This window comes from Shewanella hafniensis (genome assembly GCF_019655335.1).
Taxonomy (GTDB): domain Bacteria; phylum Pseudomonadota; class Gammaproteobacteria; order Enterobacterales; family Shewanellaceae; genus Shewanella; species Shewanella hafniensis.
Window position 1 is genome coordinate 1 of sequence record NZ_BPFD01000080.1, and the last position, 20326, is coordinate 20326.

Genomic DNA, 20326 nt, shown 5'->3' on the forward strand with positions numbered 1-20326 from the left:
GGATAGGACTTCTCATACAGGGTAATAGAGCGGCCATTGAAGGCTATTGAGGCGCGCAGAGCCATGATGCGTTTATGCTCTCGGATGTCTGACCAATCGACGAGCACAATCGGCATAGGGTTACCAGAACAGATGAGGCTGGCATGCCATTGGTAGACAGCTAACCGTTCTTGATGCAGATGCGTGTTGCCGAGCAAACGATCAATGCGCTTGATGTTGTGCTTGGTTCGGGCCGTGGTTGGTAAATTTCGACCTAACTCAGTCAAGGTCAGTGTCTTACATTCAATCAGTGCCTTAGAGGCCAGCATCAAGCTGTTTAATCGTTTTAGGTGAAGTTCTGGGCAGTATTGGTGTAAAGAATGTTGTAGGATATTGGCTTCGCGCATCTTGTTGTCCAAGTGTAGTTTTTAGCGAAACCATTTGATCATGCAACAAGATGTGCTTCCACCCTAATTTGATGATTTATTTGTAAATCATCAGGGGATTCTTCAGCGCATAGTCCCCGTAACATCAGATAAATGACGACTAATTCTCCGACGCCTACCGATAACCAAGCTGTGATAATACCGCCAAAATAACCGATGAGAGCGAGCGATAGAAAATCAATCGGTATTATAGCGCGAGTTATTTGCGTACTACTTTTGCTACTGAGAATGATGGCAATACCGAGTATTATCGAGAAAATGCTGAAACTTGTGTGTAGCGAAGAGGGCGAATTGAGCTGTAGTAATTGGCTACTCCAGAAACCTAATACTGAAAAGAAGGCGGCAAGTAATGCTGCTTTCACAAAACCAGACCAGGCGACATCTTCTCGGTGACGTTTTTGATAATGCAGTGACCATGAAATCGCGCCTGCTGTCATACCAAAGCATTGGAGCATAAATGAAGTCGCGATGCTTTGAGAATCACTAAAGTTGAGGCTCGAAAAAACGGGAATAAAGATGACCCCACCGCCTGCTCCCGTCGCATTGGCAAATACGGCGCCTGTGATGCCCAGAAAAATAAAGCGGCCATATTCTTGGATAAGATCAAATAGCGAATGAAAATGGCTCGCCCAAAATAACCAAGTTCCACAAAGTAGCAATATCAAGCTGAGGTTTCGGTAGTGCCGAGTTAAGCGCGGAGCAGATTGGGTATTACTGGGCACTAATGTGTTAAGGGGACTCATCGATAGCTACCGTGATCTTTGTCATGTTATCGCCATGTTACCAATGAAGGACAACGTTGTCACATAAGCTTGAATAAATAAATTAAACATTTTAAGTTGTTGAATAATAATGGTTAAGTATATCTTTTCATAAAAACCAACAATATTTGTCAAAAAAATGTAGAAATCCTGTTCTTTCTTGTGTACTTTAACAATGACAACGCTGTCATCTGCTTGTGTGATACGTTGTTTGTAAGGTCTGCATGAGAGGATGAGGTCTCCTTTTCATGTGTTTGGCAGGAGTATTGCTGTCGGGCGGCGATACGTTTGTCTTTGATATTTTGATAGTCTCTCCCCAGAAACTAGCGTGGGCTGGGTACTGTAAGCAGTGCCCAGCCATTTTTTTAGGGTGTTTTTACAATATGATTTAAATGCCTACCTCAGCATTTGAACGTTAGCGGCATAGATCAATAAAACTCTCTGGTAAAAACCAGATAATAAAAAGAGGCTGCAATTTATGGCGATTCATTTAACGGCTGCGATGCGCGTCATTGCAACGGGCATGACGAGTGTCATTCGTCCTGTTTTTACACTAACGTCCGTACTCATTTTCACTCAACGAGCTGTTTGTTTGTCATCTTTCATCCTAGCATTAACGGGTGTTTCGACGGCCGCCTCCTTCACTGTCTTTGCTGCCGATACCGTCTCAAGTCATTTCGCTGCAAACTCAAACTCAAACTCAAACTCAAACTCTAAATCTGACTCTGAATCTGACGCCATTAAGTCTGATGCTTCTAACACTCGGCCACCGATTTCAAAAACAATTGTCACCACCATACAGCAGACTTGGCAGCTAAATTTGCTTAAGGAAGCATTGCGCCGTTCGGATAGCGGCTATCAATTACAGCAAATGTCGACTCAAATGAATCAAAAGCGCAAGGTTGAAGAAGCACTCGCTGGGACAGTAGACGTGTTTTGGAGCATGACCTCAAAAGAATTGGAAGAAACTGTGCTTCCCGTGCGCATTCCATTGTTTAAAGGGTTACTCGGTAATCGGCTGCTGATTATCCGTAAATCGGATGAGGCACGATTTGCTAATGTGAAAACCATGGCGGATTTTAGGCAGTTAAAGGCGGGGCAAAATCGTTATTGGCCCGATGCCACGATTCTAGAGGCCAATGGATTACCCGTCGTGACGAGTTATCAGTACACCAATCTATACCCCATGTTGGAAGGTGGGCGTTTCGATTATCTTGCCCTCGGCGCCCAGGAAATTGGTGAAGAACTCGCAAACCACCCCGATCCCGCACTTAAGGTTGATAGCCATATTCTGCTGCAATATCGCTCGCCAGCTTATTTCTTTGTGTCCCCTAAGCGCCCCGAACTGGCGGCGGCCATATTAGCCGGGCTTGAAAGTATGGTCAGCGACGGCTCTTTTGATGAGATGTTCAATCGCGAGCTAAAAATTGAGCAACTGTACAGCGAGACAAAGTTTGAACACAGGGTCATTATCCGCCTCGATACGCCGGATTTAAGCCCGTTAACGCCAATAGAACGCAAAGAATTATGGTTAGATCTCTTTAGTATGCAAGGTGCAAAATAATGAAAACATTAGCCTTAAAAGTACAAATTGGATTAGCAGCAGCGATTTTTATGATAGTCAGCGTGTTGTTCGGCGTATCTTACTGGTTGGCGAGCGATAAATTGGCCGCCAGTGAAACTGAGTTTGAAAACAATACCGTCGCCAATTTGCAAGTCACTATGGCGCAGCCCATCTTCACCTACGATTACGAACAAATCCAAGCCGTGTTATCTGTGATACTTAAATCTGCGCAGATTTATCATATTGTCGTGAGCGACCATCGCGGTAAAGTGCTCGCCGAGAGTCAACAGGCTCAAACTGTGGCCGATGAGTATCTAGTAAAACGTGAAATTCACTTTGCTGACCAAGGTAACCCAACGGGCCAATTGGCCATTCAGTTTTCTATGTTGCCCATTCGCGCTCAGTTGTCAGATTTACTCTTAGGTTATTTCTTGCAGGCGTTGTTAATTCTTGGTGGTAGTTTATTTGTGATCTTCATTATTCTTAAACGTTTAGTGATTAATCCATTGGAGAATATTGTTCGCGCCATGGAAGAAATTGCCAGCGGTGACGGTGATTTATGCCACAGATTACCGGTTGAGAGTCAAGATGAGATTGGTCAGCTTGCTAAGGCATTTAATGGTTTTGTAGAGCAAATCCACGGCACTATTTCCAAAGTGCACGAAACCTCAGGACAATTACTGGGCGATGCCAAAGCGCTGGGGTCGCTGTCGCAAACGAATAATGATCGCGTGCAAACCCAACTAAAAGAAACCGAGGCCGCAGTAACGGCTGTCACTCAGCTGAGCGCCAGTGCTAACGAAGTCGCCATTAATGCTAAGCGCACCGCGGACGCGGCGAGTCAGGCCGATAAAGCGGTCGATGACAGTCAGCGGCAGTTTGATTCGGGATTAGACATCACTCGTAAACTGGCATCTGAATTAGCCCGCTCGGCATTGTCCGTTTCACAGTTACAGCAAGAAACCCAAAAGATTGATGAAGTGGTCGTGGTGATCAACAGCATTGCCGAACAAACCAACTTACTGGCGCTTAATGCTGCGATTGAAGCGGCGAGGGCGGGTGAACAAGGGCGCGGGTTTGCTGTGGTGGCCGACGAAGTGCGCACCTTGGCGAGCCGAACTCAACAGGCCACAGGTGAAATACAGAAAATGATCCAGCAGGTCCAGAGCCGCGTGGCCGAAACGGTCACTGTGATGCAAGCGAGCCAAGCCCTTTCAACTCAAGGCGTGAACCGCTCGGAAGAAATTAAGTTAGTACTCACTAAAGTGACTGATTTAGTTTCAAATATCAGTAATATGAACATCGAAGTTTCCCATGCGGCACAGGAGCAAACCTGCGTCACCGAAGCGATTTCTCGTACGTTAAATGATCTTGCCAATGTCTCAGGTTCAGCGTCACTCGATAGCGAGCACTTAGCGCACTCGAGCGAGCGACTGTTTCACCAAGGGGAAAGACTGCGGACGTTAGTAACTTCCTTCAGATTGTAGCCATTTCTGGAGCTAGATAAGGATAATCATGAATAAAACACTCTCAGCAAGCGCCATTTTACTGGCTTTAGGATTAACGGCCTGTTCCGAGGCGCCTGTGGTGCCTTCCACAGCGTCAGCCGATACGGCTGTGGCTCAAACACAGCAAGCTCAGGACGCATTAACTCAAGCGCAGTTACAACAACTTGGGGATTCGTTAGCCGTAACTTACCGTGTTGTGACCAATGTGCCAGACGATAAGTGCCTAAAAGATAAAGCTGATGGTCGCTGTTTTGTCGCTCAAATTGATTTCGTGCCTGGTATGGATTTAGCCAGCCAAGATTGGGAAATTTATTTAAGCCAAATGCGCCCAGTGCAATCGGTTGAAAGCGGTGAATTAACGATAACGCACGTTAAAGGCGATTTACATCGTATTACGCCAACGGCTGCTTTTAAGGGATTTGTTAAGGGCGAGAAAAAGCAACTGACATTCCGTGGTGAGCCGTGGCAATTGGCTGAAACCGACGCTATGCCAAACTATTACCTCGCAGCAAAAGGATTAGAACCCGTCATTATCGCCAGTACTCAAGTGGGTAAAGATGCTGAAACGGGCTTAGAGACGCGTCCGTATGTTGAAGGGTTTACGAATGTTAAAACCCAATATCAACGCACTGAAACGGATAAACTCGCGCCAGCCGATGCCGCGCAATTATTTAAAGCCAATCAAAGCGTGAGTGAAGATGCCGCCTTGGCTGTGGATACCATTATCCCAACGCCACAAAAGGTGAAGGTTCATTCAACCGATACACCAGTATCCCTTGCTGGTGGTATTAATCTTGAATATCAGCAAGATAACCCAGAGCAAAAGCGTCAAGTTGCGGCGGCGGTGGCACGTTTAGCTCGCCTAGGTGTGGCTGAATCTGCGAGTGGCATTACGCTGAAATTTGCCAGCCAAAAAGGGGATGAGGGCAGTTATCGCTTAGATATTCAGCCAGCTGAAATTGTGATCGCGGCCAATGATGCGGCGGGCTTCTCTTACGGTTTGTCATCATTAGCAAGCCTTGTGGATGTGAATTCGCTGAAAGTGAATGCCATGACCATTGAAGACAGCCCACGTTATCCTTTCCGTGGTATGCACATTGATGTGGCACGTAATTTCCACAGCAAACAATTGTTGCTGGATTTGCTCGACCAAATGGCGGCTTATAAGCTCAATAAACTGCATTTACACATGGCTGACGATGAAGGTTGGCGACTCGAAATCGACGGGCTACCTGAGTTGACCGACATCGGCAGTAAACGTTGCCATGATTTAGATGAAAATACCTGCCTATTACCGCAGTTAGGCAGTGGGCCGTTTGGCGATACTAGCGTCAATGGCTACTACACCAAACAAGACTATATCGACATAGTGAAATATGCCGAGGCGCGTCAAATTCAAGTGATCCCATCGATGGATATGCCGGGTCATAGCCGCGCCGCGATTAAAGCGATGGATGCGCGTTTTCGTCGATTACAGGCTGAAGACGTAGAGCTTAAAAACACGGGCAAAGTGCAGGTTGTCCCTGTGCAGGAAACGGCAAATCAAGCTAGCACAGCGGTAAAAGCGTTAGATGCGGGCGCTCGTCAATTGCAAGCTGAAGGGCAAACCACTGCCGCTGAGCAATATTTGTTATCCGATGCAAACGACAAAACGGTTTATTCTTCAGTGCAATATTACGACGACAATACGCTTAACGTGTGTATGGAATCGACCTATCAGTTTGTCGATAAGGTGATTGATGAAATAGCCAAGCTACACCAAGCCGCGGGTCAACCATTGACGCGTTACCACATTGGTGCCGATGAAACGGCGGGAGCTTGGAAACAATCACCACAGTGTTTAGCATTTGTCGCCAATAACGATAAAGGCGTTAAGTCGATAGATGACTTAGGCGCTTATTTTATTGAACGAATTTCGACTATGTTAGCAGCAAAAGGCATTGAAGCTGCAGGATGGAGCGATGGCATGAGCCATGTTCGCCCTGAGAATATGCCCGCTAAAGTGCAGTCTAATATTTGGGATGTGATTGCCCATAAAGGTTATGAGCGCGCCAATCAGCAGGCGAATCTTGGTTGGGAAACCGTGCTCTCTAATCCAGAGGTGCTGTACTTTGATTTCCCCTATGAGGCCGATCCTAAGGAGCATGGTTATTACTGGGCGAGCCGCGCGACCAACAGCCATAAAGTCTTTAGCTTTATGCCTGATAACTTAGCAGCCAATGCCGAGCAATGGACCGATATTGAAAATCAGCCGTTCGAAGCGGACGACAGAATAAAACTCGATGAGGCGGGTAACAAAGTCTCGGGCCCGAGGGAGAAAGGCAAACCTTTTACTGGCTTGCAAGGGCAGATTTGGAGTGAGTCGATTCGCAGTGACGATACAATTGAATATATGGTGTTCCCGCGTTTGTTGATGTTGGCCGAGCGTGCTTGGCATCAAGCGTCATGGGAAGTACCTTATCAATATCAAGGCGCTGTATATAATCAAAGCTCGGGTGCTTTTACTTTAGCCATGCGTGATGCACAGGCAAAGGAGTGGCAACAACTCGCGAATACCTTAGGCCATAAAGAATTTATCAAGTTAGATAAAGCGGGGATTGATTACCGCGTACCGACGGTCGGCGCCGAGATCCGTGAGGGCAAGCTGTTTGCCAATATCGCCTATCCTGGGCTCAAGCTTGAATACCGAAGCCTCAATGGCCAATGGCAAGCTTATCGAGCGGGGCAGGCGGTTACTGCACCGATTGAGATCCGCGCCATTGCTGCCGATGGTATTCGTAAAGGCAGAAGCTTAATCATTAACTAAATTGGTTTTTATATCTGGCTGTATTTTAAAGATAAAATACAGCCTTTTTGTTTTTCTGTGTCGGTGATTTCCTAAATTTGATTTTAGATCATAAATCACTTAAAAAAGTAAATGACAACGCTGTCATTTTTGCTGTAACATTGAGTTAACTAAAGTTGAGCGCTGTATTAACGGCAAATAATAAGCAACGGTAGCGCTGCATTGATAGGTGAAGAGGGGTGTCATGGGGTTAGTCCAGACAAAAGATCAACAACTGTTTATAGGTGTAGATGGCGGCGGCAGTAAATGTCGCGCCACCATCTACTGCGCAGACGGTACCGTTTTAGGGACAGGTGTTGCTGGACGCGCAAATCCACTGCATGGTCTCACACAAACATTTGAATCCATTGAAGCATCGACTCGCCTGGCGTTGCTGGATGCGGGCATGAACGAGAGCGATAGTCACTTGCTAGTGGCGGGTCTTGGTCTTGCTGGCGTAAATGTCCCTAGGTTATATCAAGATGTTATCAACTGGCAGCATCCTTTTGCAGCCATGTATGTCACTACCGATTTACATACGGCTTGTATTGGTGCCCACCGCGGTGCCGATGGCGCAGTGATCATCACGGGCACAGGTTCTTGCGGTTATGCCCATGTTGGTGATACCAGCTTGAGTATTGGTGGTTATGGTTTTGCATTGGGTGACAAGGGCAGCGGTGCTTGGCTGGGATTAAAAGCCGCCGAACACGTGTTGTTAGCACTCGATGGTTTTGCCGTACCAACCCGATTAACCGATATGCTGCTTAATTATTTTAACGTCACAGATGCGCTCGGCATTGTCGAAAATCTAGCGGGTAAATCATCAAGTTGCTACGCCGCATTAGCCAGAAGCGTGCTTGATTGCGCCAATGAAGGTGACGCAGTCGCGACGGCCATAGTGCAAGAAGGCGCGGATTATATTAGCGACATGGCGCGTAAGTTATTTAGCCTAAATCCGGTGCGTTTTTCGATGATCGGTGGCCTTGCAGAGCCTTTACAAGCCTGGCTCGGTGCCGATGTGGTTGCCAAAATTTCAGAAACCTTAGCCCCACCCGAACTCGGTGCTATGTATTTCGCCCAGCAAGAATTTAATAAGTCGTTGTCAGTGCAATAGGCACTGAAGCCAAATCCTGTATTTGAACGTGAAGGTAAAAGACATGACAAACACTATTATGGAGCAAGAAGCTCGCACCGCACCGCAAAAAATCGCTGGTCAGTTAGAAGCTAACGCTGAAATCATGCAGCAGTTAGGTGAAAAACTGCGCGCCTTCGATCCCCGTTTTGTAATGATCGTTGGTCGTGGTTCATCGGATCATGCGGGTGTGTTCGCTAAGTACTTATTTGAAATCGAAGCGGGTGTGCCGACGTTTGCCGCCGCACCATCAGTGGCGAGTGTGTATGGTAAGACCTTGAAACTCGAAGGTGCGTTAGTCATTGTGATTTCACAATCTGGCCGTAGCCCTGATATTTTGGCGCAGGCGCGTATGGCAAAAAATGCCGGCGCTTTTTGTGTTGCCTTAGTGAATGATGAAACCGCACCGATTAAAGATATCGTCGATGTGGTTGTACCTTTACGTGCAGGTGAAGAAAAAGCCGTTGCCGCGACTAAGAGTTACCTCGCGACCTTGTCGGCGATTTTACAACTTGCCGCCGCTTGGACTCAAAGCGAATCGCTTGCTAGCGCCGTCGCTTCTTTACCCCAAGCGCTGCAAACGGCGGTGGACGCTGAGCCACAACTCACGCCAGAATCTGTTGCCGACGTGAAGAACTTAGTCGTACTCGGCCGTGGTTTAGGTTATGCGGTATCTAAGGAAATTGCGCTTAAACTGAAAGAAGTGTGCTCAATCCATGCCGAAGCATTCAGCAGTGCCGAGTTCCTCCACGGTCCTGTGACCTTAGTTGAGAAAAAACTCACTATCGTCGATGTATGCATTGGTGATGAATCCTACGCTAGCCACATCGAACAGATTGAAAATGTGAGCCAACGCGGCGCCGATTTAGTGCATCTGAATCAAACCTCGACCGACATTCACCCCCGTGTGGCGCCGTTAGCCTTATTACAACGTTTCTATATCGACGTGGCTGCGGTTGCGATTGCCCGCGGTATCGACCCTGACCAACCGGCGGGCCTTAAAAAAGTGACCCAAACGCTCTAAGTTGCCGAAATTAAAGACTTAAGTCACTCGTGTTATTTATTGAAAGAGGTTTGCGATGAAAATCACCCTGATCGCCGAGCGTATTTTTGATGGTGAATATTTCCATCAAGATGTGCCTGTGACTGTTGAAGACGGGCACATTCTGGCGTTTGATACGGTTGTTGGCGCGAAGGAAATCCGCCAAGCCGGAACGCTGGTGCCAGGTTTTATCGATGTGCAAGTGAACGGTGGCGGCGGGGCGTTATTCAATGCCGATCCGAGTGTTAATTGTATTGAGACTATCGGCCGTGCCCATGCGCGTTTTGGTACGACGGGATTTTTACCTACGCTTATCACAGATGATGTTAGCGTGATGGCCAATGCAGCCGATGCAGTGGCCGAGGCTTTAGTCAAAGGTAGCGCTGGCGTTTTAGGGGTGCATTTTGAAGGGCCACATTTATCTGTGCCTAAAAAAGGTGTGCATCCGCAGGGTTTTATTCGCGAAATAACCGATGCTGAACTCGCGGTATTTTGTCGTCAAGACTTAGGGATTAAAGTCGTCACGCTTGCGCCTGAGAATGTGTCGCCAGAGGTGATCCGCACGCTTGTCGCTTCGGGCGTGAAGGTGTGTTTGGGCCATTCTAATGCCGACTACGACACTGTAGTTGCAGCATTAGCGGCAGGCGCGACGGGCTTTACCCATCTTTATAATGCGATGTCACCATTGGGCTCCCGTGAGCCGGGCATGGTTGGCGCGGCGATTGAGAGTGAAACCGCGTGGTGTGGTTTGATTGTCGATGGTCACCATGTGCACCCTGTTGCGGCAAAGGTTGCACTAAGGGCAAAACCGAGGGGCAAGATGATGTTAGTCACCGATGCTATGCCGCCTGTGGGTATGGACGATGAGACCAGCTTCGAGCTCTTTGGTACTCGAGTGCTGCGAGTCGGTGACAGATTAAATGCCGTGACAGGCGAGCTGGCGGGCTGTGTGCTCGATATGGCGACTGCGGTCAATAATACCGTCAACTTGTTGGGTTTACCTTTGGCGGAAGCCTTGAGAATGGCGGCGCTTTATCCCGCGCAGTTCCTCGGGATTGACCATAAAGCTGGCCGTTTAGCACTGGGACTCAGGGCTGATTTTGTCTTGCTCGATGCGCACAACAAAGTGCAGGCAAACTACATTGCTGGAAATGCAGTTTATGTTCGCCCTTAGTGTGCGTTGAGTCAGCAAAGCGTTAACCTCGGCCCTTGTCGTATTTTGATGACAGGGGCTAAGTTTTTTTATTGTACAGCATTAGTTTTGCTCAACTTTACTAAAAGCTTTTGATAACAATAATAAAGGATGATGGCATGGGGACGACACAGACAAATGCAATTGCGCCAGTAAAGGTGAATAAACCTAGGTTGATGTCGCTGGATGCACTGCGCGGCTTCGATATGTTTTGGATTTTGGGCGGTGAGGCTTTGTTTGGTGGCTTGCTTATTCTCACGGGCTGGGCAGGTTGGCAATGGGGCGATGAACAGATGCACCATAGCCAATGGCACGGCTTTCGGTTTTACGATTTAATCTTTCCGCTGTTTATTTTCCTCTCTGGTGTGGTCTTAGGTTTATCTCCCAAACGTTTAGATAAATTACCCATGAGTGAGCGATTACCTGTGTATCGTCACGGCATTAAACGACTCTTTTTATTGCTGTTACTGGGCATTTTATACAATCACGGTTGGGGAGCGGGCGCGCCTGCCGATCCTGAAAAAATTCGTTATGCCAGTGTGTTAGGTCGAATCGCCTTTGCATGGTTCTTTGCCGCATTATTGGTGTGGCACACGAGTCTACGAACCCAAATTATCGTCGCCTTGGGCATTTTGCTCGGTTATGGCGCAATGCAACTTTGGTTGCCTTTTCCCGGTGGACAGGCAGGCGTGCTCTCGCCAACGGAATCCATCAATGCCTATGTCGATTCGATTTTATTACCCGGCGTGAGCTATCAGGGACGCACGCCCGATCCAGAGGGGTTACTGTCGACTATTCCCGCCATAGTCAATGCGTTAGCAGGGGTATTTGTCGGCCACTTTATTGTTAAATCCCATCCTAAAGGAGAGTGGGCCAAAGTGGGGTTGCTCGCCGCTGCGGGTGGCGTTTGCTTAGCCTTAGGTTGGCTGTTAGATCTTGTTATTCCGGTCAATAAAGAGCTGTGGACCAGTTCATTTGTGCTGGTGACGTCGGGTTGGAGCATGATACTACTGGCGGTATTCTATGCCTTAGTCGATGTGCTTAAGTGGCAAAAATCCGCATTTTTCTTCGTGGTGATAGGCACCAACGCCATCATTATTTACTTAGCGTCGAGCTTAGTGGATTGGAAATATATCGCTCAAAGCGTGTTTGGCGGCTTAGTGCTGGCCTTGCCTGAAAGCGCTCAAACGTTGGCAGCGGTTGTTAGCTTGCTTGCTGTGCAGTGGCTGGTTTTATATTGGATGTATCGCCGCAATATTTTTGTCAGGATTTAGTCAGTTCGCTTAATCGCTTGAGATAAGCCGCACACACTCAGTGTCTGCGGCTTTTTTTTACATTATTTTCTGGATGTGAGTCATCACTTACTTATAACTTATCAGTTAGCCAATCGATGATTACGAGGGAATATTCGCGAGAATTTATTAAATGACAGCGTTGTCTTTTTGTGTTATTTGTTTTAACATCACTGAAACAATGGTGCGTTTGGATGATAACATTAGCCATTGCGGACGAGTCGCGATACGGATATTCGGGAACTTAGGCATTAATTTAAACCCCGTTATCACCTCAATAATTAATTACTATAAGAAGCAGGTTTATGGAAATGACACTCGATAAAAGCCAGCAAAAAAGCAGCTTTCTCCCCATGGCCATAGTGGCCGCTCTCTTTTTCATCCTCGGATTCGCCACTTGGTTGAATGGTTCTTTGATGCCGTATTTGAAACAAATATTGCAACTCAATCCCTTTCAAGCGTCGTTGATCCTGTTTTCTTTCTATATCGCAGTGACCTTTACAGCCTTGCCATCCGCCTGGCTTATTCGCAAAGTCGGTTATAAGAATGGTATGGCGATCGGCATGGGCGTGATGATGCTGGCGGGTTTACTGTTTATCCCCGCCGCGGAAACCCAAATATTTGCCTTGTTCCTATTGGCCCAATTAGTGATGGGTACAGGCCAAACCTTATTACAAACTGCGGTTAACCCTTATGTGGTGCGTTTAGGCCCTGAAGAATCCGCCGCTGCCCGAGTGAGCGTGATGGGCATTTTGAACAAAGGTGCGGGTGTGATTGCGCCTGTGGTGTTCTCTGCACTGATTTTAGACAGCTTTAAAGACCGTATCGGTACTGAGCTGACTCAAATTCAAATTGATGAAATGGCTGACGGTTTAGTATTGCCGTACTTAGGCATGGCGATTTTTATCGGCATTTTGGCGTTAGCGGTGAAGAAGTCGCCATTACCAGAATTATCCAATGAAGATGAAGCCGTTGAAAATACCGATAAAGGCCAACTTAAAGCGGCGCTGTCTCACCCTAACTTAGCTTTTGGCGTGTTGGCGCTGTTTTTTTATGTGGCGGTGGAAGTGATCGCCGGTGACACTATCGGCACTTTTGCGTTATCACTCGGGGTTGAACATTACGGGGTGATGACCTCCTATACCATGGTGTGTATGGTGCTAGGTTACACGCTTGGTATCCTGTTAATTCCTCGCTTTATTTCACAGCATAAGGCTTTGATGGTGTCGGCCATTTTAGGTTTATTACTGACATGCGGTATTTTGTTCGGCGACAATAACTCCTACGCTATCGCGAATGTTGTGTTAGTGCCTTTTGGTGGTGTCGCGCTACCTGACACCCTGTTGATGATTGCCTTCCTTGGTTTAGCCAATGCGATCGTTTGGCCTGCAGTATGGCCGCTAGCCTTGTCTGGTATGGGCAAATTGACCAGTACAGGTTCAGCGCTCCTCATCATGGGGATTGCTGGTGGCGCCTTTGGTCCTGTGTCTTGGGGCTTAATGAGCTCGGCGACAGATATGGGCATGCAGGGCGGTTATATTGTGATGTTGCCCTGTTATCTGTTCATCCTGTTCTACGCGGTGAAAGGCCATAAGATGCGTAGTTGGTAGACAAGTCAGCTTGAATAGCTAAAAAGAAGCCCTCGATGATGAGGGCTTTTGTGTGTCTTAGTTTATCTAAGCGGTTCTTCCGAACTTTATACTAAGGCCAAATTAGAACGCGTAACTTACGCTAGCAAGCACGGTATCTGAGGTTTTAAATGCGCCATCAGAGACCTTTTGGTCGCCGCTAAGATCTGTGCCTAACCAAGCGAGAGAAAGCCCAAAGCCTGACAGTTCAGTCGATACGCCAACAGAGTAATCTGAGTAGCTATCAAAGCCTTCACCGTCATCCAATGCATCACCAACGTTGTAACCATAGTGCAGATCGAGACTCCAGTTCTCAACAAATTCATAGGAATAGTTAAGCTCAGCATAGTGATAGTCTAAATCACTACCGCCGTAGTCATTGGTGTACCAGTAAGCGGCACGAAAGCCTTTATAATCCATGCCAGCTGTGACTTCAAAATAGCCAATGTCACTTTCGCCTGAGTAGTTATAACGGTTAAGGGTAATGTCGTAGGTCAGATCTTCGTTGATCTCACCGCCATAGGCGACATAGAAATCGTATTCGATTGCAGGGCCGTTATAACCTGGCTCATCAAAATCCACGTTACTTGCCCAAGCACCGACAGAGAAACCCGAGTCGAAGCTCCAATCGATACCGCCTTGCAGGGCAGGATCGCCAGCGGTTTGTGAAACGCCGCGGAAACGATAGTCGTTAGTGAGACTAATTTCCCCTGTTACTTCGGCGGCGGCCATGCCGGAGAATAGGGTCGTGGTTAGCGCGAGTCCGACAAGCTGTACCAGCCGTTTTTTATTCAGATTGTTATACACGGTATTTCTCCCATTTTCTTTGTTGACTCGGACGTGTTACTGGCGGCCATGATTGTGCAATCGCGCCAGTGCATCCGTTGGTTTGCCAAACAACAGCCTAGGAAAACCCGTTGCTGTGACCTCATGGCGAGTTATTGCTAAGATAACTTAGCTTTTTTGAGGCTAGCATCAGCCTCGTTGATCTCACTTTTGTTCGAAAATGACGTAAACCTTGCGGCAGGGTTCCACAACTTCCCAAGTGCCTTGAAAACCCGCGGGTATAATAAACCTGTCACCCACAGTGAACGTCTGCGATTGACCTTGAAGATCAGTGATAACACTTATCCCTTCGAGGATTTCGCAGTACTCGTATTCAGTGTAGTTTATTTTCCAAGCGCCTGATTCACTTTGCCAAATTCCACTGTGAAATTGATCACAAGGACTAGAATAATGATTCTCTAGCCCTTGAGTTGGATTGCCTGCTAACAACTTTTCCGCCGGTAACTGATAGGTCTCGACGGGTGTTTGCGCCGTAGCAAAGCGAATAATGGCGTTGATGCTCACAGTCATTTGCGATTTCCTTGTTGAGCTGACATTCGGCTATTTCATCGTAGGCATTACAAACTCGGCTTGAGTCTGTTTACCTACGGGCCAGCGGGCAGTAATTGCCTTACGTTTGGTATAAAAACGCACGCCATCTGGACCATGCATATGCAGCGGCCCAAAGAGTGATCGCTTCCAACCGCCAAAACTGTGGAACGCCATTGGTACCGGGATCGGCACGTTCACCCCAACCATACCGACTTGCACGTGGTGGCAGAAATGTCTTGCCGCTTCACCACTTTGGGTGAAAATCGCCGTGCCATTGCCAAATTCATGTTGGTTAATCAGCTCAAGCGCCGTTGGGTAATCTTTCACGCGCACAATCGCCAGCACTGGGCCAAAGATTTCTTCGCGGTAGATGCTCATTTCAGGCGTGACGTGGTCGAACAAACAGGCGCCGAGGAAATAGCCCTGTGGATTTTCTTCAACACTCAGTTTACGGCCATCGACCAGCAGCGCTGCGCCTTCTTGCACACCGGCTTCAACATATTGGGTGACCTTGGCAAGGTGCTGTTTGGAGATTAGCGGACCCATTTCCATCTCTGGCGTTAGGCCGTTGCCGACTTTTAAGCTTTGGATTTGCGGTAGCAGTTTTTCCACTAACGCGTCGCCTACATCGCCTACTGCCAGCACGACTGAAATTGCCATACAACGCTCACCAGCACTGCCGTAAGCGGCGCCCATTAAGGCGCTAACGGCTTGATCTAAATCCGCATCTGGCATGAGTAACATATGGTTTTTCGCGCCGCCTAAGGCTTGCACGCGTTTGCCATGTTTAGAGGCTGTGCTGTAGATGTATTCGGCAATCGGCGTTGAGCCTACAAAGCTCACCGCTTGCACATCTTTATGGGTGAGTAAGGTATCGACGGCTTCTTTGTCGCCGTTAATCACGTTAAACACACCATCGGGAAGACCCGCTTCTTTAAGCAGCTCAGCAATACGTATTACCGAGCTTGGGTCTTTTTCCGAGGGTTTCATAATAAAGGTGTTACCGCAGGCAATCGCGATTGGGAACATCCACATGGGAACCATCACGGGGAAGTTAAAGGGCGCTATGCCTGCGACAACACCTAAAGCTTGATTAACTGACCAAGAATCGACCCCGCCACCGACTTGCTGGGTGTGTTCACCTTTAAGCAAGTGCGGAATACCACAGGCAAACTCGACCACTTCGAGACCACGGATCAACTCGCCCTTAGCATCGTCGATCACTTTGCCGTGCTCGCGGGTGATAAGCTGCGCCATTTCATCTAGGTTCTGCTCAACTAAAGCTTTGAATTTAAATAGCATTCGAGCGCGGTTGAGTGGTGTCACCTGCGACCAGGTTTCAAAGGCGGTTTTAGCGATTGCGATGGCTTCACCGACTTCAGTTTCGCTTGCCAGTGAGACCTGGCCACGTAGTTCACCCGTGGCGGGTTCAAAAATATCTTGGGTTCTGGTACTGGCAGGGGTGTGCTGACCATTAACAAAGTGAGTGATCTTGAGCATAGTTAACCTTTGATGTGCCCCGCCGCAGCGGGGTGTTAAATGTGAGAGTGGAACGAGCAGCTGGCGTTATTATCCAACGGCGTTAATGGCATCGCTTAGGCTATTAACCATTTGGTCAATTTCGCGTTTATCGACAATCAGTGGCGGTGACATGGCAATAATGTCGCCCGTGGCGCGCACTAACGTGCCGTGGCGGAAGCAGTGTTCAAACACGCCGTAACCCCGTTTACCCGCGCCTTGAGCGTTAGGGGAGAATTGAATCCCAGCGACTAGCCCTGTGTTGCGAATATCAATCACATTCGGCAACCCTTTGAGGCTGTGCACTGCGTCTTCAAAGTAGCGCTCAAGCTCAAAGCTGCGTTCGAATAATTGCTCATTTTCATAAATTGATAGGGTGGCAAGCGCCGCAGCCGCAGCCACTGGATGACCGGAATAGGTGTAGCCGTGGAAGAACTCAATCAGTTCATTGGGGCCTTGCATGCAAGTGTCGTGGATAAAATCTTGCACAAACACAGCGCCCATAGGGATGGCGCCGTTATTGATGGCTTTAGCCGTGGTGATTATATCTGGGATAACGCCCCAACGTTGACTCGCAAAAGCGGCGCCAACACGGCCAAAAGCAGTGATGACTTCGTCAAAAATCAATAGGATGCCGTGCTTTTTAGTGATTTCACGCAGACGTTTTAAGTAACCTTGTGGCGGCAATATCACCCCTGCTGAACCCGACATAGGTTCAACAATTACGGCGGCAATATTCTCGGCGCCATGCAGGGTAACAAGCTGTTCTAATACCTCGGCTTTTTCAGCGCCAAAGTGTGAGAGTCCACGGGTAAATGCCGCATTTTGGATATCTAAGGTATGAGGTAAGTGATCGACGCCTTGCAGTAATTGGCCGCTAAATGCCTTGCGATTATTGCTTAACCCACCCACAGAGATGCCGCCAAAGCCGACACCGTGGTAACCCATTTCACGGCCGATAAAGCGGGTACGTGAGGCTTGACCGTTGGCTCTGTGATAGCAAAGTGCCATCTTAAGTGCTGTATCGACGGACTCAGAACCTGAGTTAGTAAAGAAGACTTTGTTTAATCCTTCAGGACTGAGCTCGACTAAGCGCTCGGCAAGTTCAAAGGCAATGGGGTGACCCATCTGAAAGGAGGGCGCGTAGTCCATCTCTTTAATTTGTTTGCTGACAGCTTCGCTGATTTCTTTGCGACCATGGCCTGCGTTACAACACCATAAACCTGCGGTAGCATCTAATACCTTATTGCCATCAATATCTGTGTAATACATGCCTTCCGCTTTGGTGAGTAACCGCGGGTTGGCTTTGAATTGGCGGTTGGCGGTAAAAGGCATCCAGAAATGTTCAAGTGAGGGGTGCTCAGTTGAAGATTGATGTGAAGCATCACTTGAGGAATTGAGCGGCAAATCGGCCATAGTGTCTACCTTGTCCTGTATTTTCAGGTCTTGTTTTAGGGTGGCTAATATTTGCTATGCTATGTTAGAAATAATGAACATGGAAGAGCTGTGTGCAGTTATTTGTGGCAAAAAAGCTATTTTTGTAAAAAATATTGAATTTTATTACTCAAACAGCGTAATCTGAAGCTCGGATTACGACTGTGATGATGTGTCGCATTTGCGCTAATGTCGTCACAGACCACTATTTCTTGTCGATGAACGATAAACCACACCTATGCGAACTATTAAGAGGTCATCATGAGCACACCGAAGAAACGCAGCGAATGGGAAAGTCTTGCTGCCAGCCTGTCTATTAATGGGAAGGCGTTTATCAATGGCGAATACCAAGATGCCGTTTCGGGTAACACCTTTGATTGTATTAGCCCTATCGATGGCCGCTTACTGGTAAAAGTGGCGAGTTGCGATCTTGCGGATGCCAATCTTGCGGTCGCCAATGGCCGCAGCGTATTTGAGTCTGGTGTTTGGTCGCAGCAGTCTCCAGTAAAACGCAAACAAGTGATGATATGTTTCGCTGAATTACTCGAAGAAAATGCCAATGAACTCGCATTGTTAGAAACCCTCGACATGGGTAAACCTATTCGTTTCTCTAAAGCAGTGGATGTGGCGGGCGCTGCCCGTGCGATTCGCTGGTCTGGCGAGGCGATTGATAAAATTTACGATGAACTCGCACCAACCGCTCACAATGAAATAGGCATGATCACCCGTGAACCTGTTGGTGTTGTCGCTGCAATTGTGCCGTGGAACTTCCCTATGCTGATGGCGTGTTGGAAGCTCGGCCCCGCACTTGCCACGGGTAACAGTGTGGTATTAAAACCCTCTGAAAAGTCACCCTTAACGGCTATCCGTATGGCGCAACTCGCCATTGAAGCTGGGATCCCACAAGGCGTACTAAACGTGTTGCCAGGATTTGGTCATACCGTAGGTAAAGCCTTAGCCCTGCATATGGATGTGGATACGCTGGTGTTCACTGGTTCGACAAAAATTGCCAAGCAATTAATGATTTACGCTGGTGAGTCGAACATGAAACGCGTGTGGTTAGAGGCGGGAGGCAAGAGCCCTAATATTGTCTTTAATGACGCGCCAGATCTGAAAGCCGCTGCCGTTGCTGCAGCCGAAGCGATTGCCTTTAACCAAGGTGAAGTCTGCACCGCAGGTTCTCGTTTGCTGGTGGAATCCGGGGTGAAAGATGAGCTTATCGCGCTTATTGCAGATGAGTTAGCCTCATGGCATCCGGGGCATCCACTCGATCCTGCGACTGTGAGCGGCGCCGTTGTCGATAAACAACAGTTAGACACAGTGCTCAGTTACATCAAAGCGGGTAAAGATGAAGGCGCAACCTTAGTCCACGGTGGCTGCCAAGTTATGGCCGACACGGGTGGTGTGTATGTGCAGCCAACGGTATTTTCTAACGTAAACAATCAGATGAAAATTGCCAGCGAAGAGATCTTTGGCCCAGTGTTATCTGTCATTGAATTTAATGGCATGGAAGAAGCGATATCAATAGCCAACGATACCATCTACGGTTTAGCCGCTGGCGTTTGGACTTCGGATATTAGCAAGGCCCATAAAACCGCTAAAGCCCTGCGCTCTGGCATGGTGTGGATCAACCATTATGATGGCGGCGATATGACAGCGCCATTCGGTGGCTATAAACAGTCAGGTAATGGCCGAGATAAATCTCTGCACTCCTTCGACAAATACACAGAATTGAAAGCGACTTGGATCGTGCTATAAGCGCTTAGTTTTTATAACCGCTCTTTTTTGTCTATATAAGAGAATGAGCAACTTTCGCTCAATACTAAAACCTCTTTTCATATTACATGGAAAGAGGTTTTTATTTTTAGGGCGTCTTTACCCCAAGCAAGCTCATTGAATCGTCAGTTGTGCTGCATTAATTGTCATTGTTTCCCCTGTGATTCGCCGTCTTTAGATTTAAAAAGAAGAATCCCTCTAGGCTCGACGGCAACATCTACAGCACACGGAAGTGTATATGCCGTGTTCACAAGGATGTGAAAAAGCGGCCATGTCGCTAACGGTCACTGTTACAACAATGCCAATCCTAACCAACCCTCTCGCTGTTTGTTTCGCTAAAAAGCTATTGCTCCAAAGCAAGATAACTTTGTTGTCAGTTTGCAGCATGAATTGTCATTGTTTCCCCTGTGACTCGCCACCCCTTTATTTAACAAGAAGTATCCCTGAGGGCTCGACGACGGCATCCATGCCGCCAACGGTCACAGTTGCAACAATGCCAATCTTAACTAACACTTCTGCTGTTCGTTTAGCTAAAAAGCTATTGCCCCAAAGCAAGAGAATTGTATCGTCAATTGTGCAGCATTCATTGTCATTATTTCCCCTGTGACTCGCCATAAACTCGTCCCTGAGGGCTCAACTAAAACATCCTGTTTTAGAAGGTCACAGGTGCAACAATGCCAATCCCCACCAACCTTCTAGCTGTTCGTTCAGCTAAAAAAGCTATGCCCCATTCCGTGTTTCGGCTCGTTAGCTCAACCGAAAATTCCCACTCCTGCTGCCATACAAATTCTTATCTATTTGCCTATGCTTGGCCTTACCAGAAATCGACTAACAATGTATGGGTATACAGTCG

General features: G+C 47.7%; 13 protein-coding genes and 2 pseudogenes. 9 read left to right on the forward strand and 6 right to left on the reverse strand.

All coding sequences use genetic code 11. The features are described from left to right. Positions 1-386 (reverse strand): annotated as a pseudogene (locus K5Q99_RS18115) (IS4 family transposase); the annotation flags it as partial. A gap of 101 nt (positions 387-487) precedes the next feature. Beyond that, a pseudogene (locus tag K5Q99_RS18120) lies at positions 488-1168 on the reverse strand (sulfite exporter TauE/SafE family protein); the annotation flags it as partial. Between the two features lie 496 nt (positions 1169-1664). Between K5Q99_RS18120 and K5Q99_RS18125 the strand changes: the two are divergent. The 8 genes from K5Q99_RS18125 to nagP all read left to right on the forward strand — a co-directional run bounded on the left by K5Q99_RS18125 (position 1665) and on the right by nagP (position 13350). Beyond that, the gene (locus tag K5Q99_RS18125; protein WP_220777668.1) at positions 1665-2750 is read left to right on the forward strand and encodes a substrate-binding periplasmic protein; all 1086 of its coding nucleotides are present in this window, start codon (positions 1665-1667) and stop codon (positions 2748-2750) included. Next, the gene (locus K5Q99_RS18130; protein ID WP_220777669.1) at positions 2750-4237 is read left to right on the forward strand and encodes a methyl-accepting chemotaxis protein; all 1488 of its coding nucleotides are present in this window, start codon (positions 2750-2752) and stop codon (positions 4235-4237) included. Before K5Q99_RS18125 ends, K5Q99_RS18130 begins: the two co-directional genes overlap by 1 nt. Before the next feature lie 28 nt (positions 4238-4265). After that, complete coding sequence (locus K5Q99_RS18135) at positions 4266-7064, forward strand: beta-N-acetylhexosaminidase (RefSeq protein WP_220777670.1); 2799 nt, start codon at positions 4266-4268, stop codon at positions 7062-7064. Between the two features lie 223 nt (positions 7065-7287). After that, positions 7288-8196: an N-acetylglucosamine kinase gene (gene nagK / locus K5Q99_RS18140; RefSeq protein ID WP_106649759.1), complete on the forward strand. Its 909-nt coding sequence runs from the start codon at positions 7288-7290 to the stop codon at positions 8194-8196. A gap of 43 nt (positions 8197-8239) precedes the next feature. Next, complete coding sequence (nagB-II, locus tag K5Q99_RS18145; RefSeq protein ID WP_006084998.1) at positions 8240-9238, forward strand: glucosamine-6-phosphate deaminase NagB-II; 999 nt, start codon at positions 8240-8242, stop codon at positions 9236-9238. Positions 9239-9293: 55 nt separating this feature from the next. Further along, positions 9294-10430 (forward strand): N-acetylglucosamine-6-phosphate deacetylase, encoded by a 1137-nt coding sequence (gene nagA, locus K5Q99_RS18150; RefSeq protein ID WP_220777671.1) that lies wholly within the window; start codon positions 9294-9296, stop codon positions 10428-10430. A 137-nt stretch (positions 10431-10567) separates the two neighbouring features. Beyond that, on the forward strand, positions 10568-11722 hold the full coding sequence (gene nagX / locus K5Q99_RS18155; protein WP_220777672.1) for a transmembrane glucosamine N-acetyltransferase NagX: 1155 nt from the start codon (positions 10568-10570) through the stop codon (positions 11720-11722). A 329-nt stretch (positions 11723-12051) separates the two neighbouring features. Next, entirely contained in the window at positions 12052-13350 is a 1299-nt protein-coding gene (gene nagP, locus K5Q99_RS18160) for an N-acetylglucosamine MFS transporter NagP (RefSeq protein WP_012196774.1), read from the forward strand. Positions 13351-13452: 102 nt separating this feature from the next. On the opposite strand, the gene K5Q99_RS18165 is transcribed toward nagP, so the two are convergent. From K5Q99_RS18165 to aptA, 4 genes are all read right to left on the reverse strand, one after another. Further along, positions 13453-14175: a TorF family putative porin gene (locus K5Q99_RS18165; RefSeq protein WP_012588307.1), complete on the reverse strand. Its 723-nt coding sequence runs from the start codon at positions 14173-14175 to the stop codon at positions 13453-13455. 183 nt (positions 14176-14358) lie between these two features. Further along, complete coding sequence (locus K5Q99_RS18170) at positions 14359-14724, reverse strand: cupin domain-containing protein (protein WP_006080672.1); 366 nt, start codon at positions 14722-14724, stop codon at positions 14359-14361. 30 nt (positions 14725-14754) lie between these two features. Further along, on the reverse strand, positions 14755-16245 hold the full coding sequence (locus K5Q99_RS18175) for a CoA-acylating methylmalonate-semialdehyde dehydrogenase (RefSeq protein ID WP_220777673.1): 1491 nt from the start codon (positions 16243-16245) through the stop codon (positions 14755-14757). 69 nt (positions 16246-16314) lie between these two features. Continuing rightward, on the reverse strand, positions 16315-17679 hold the full coding sequence (aptA, locus tag K5Q99_RS18180; RefSeq protein ID WP_012196777.1) for an omega-aminotransferase AptA: 1365 nt from the start codon (positions 17677-17679) through the stop codon (positions 16315-16317). 279 nt (positions 17680-17958) lie between these two features. Between aptA and K5Q99_RS18185 the strand changes: the two genes are divergently transcribed. Then, positions 17959-19455, forward strand: a complete 1497-nt coding sequence (locus K5Q99_RS18185) for an aldehyde dehydrogenase (protein WP_220777674.1) — start codon at positions 17959-17961, stop codon at positions 19453-19455. Positions 19456-20326 lie beyond the last annotated feature (871 nt).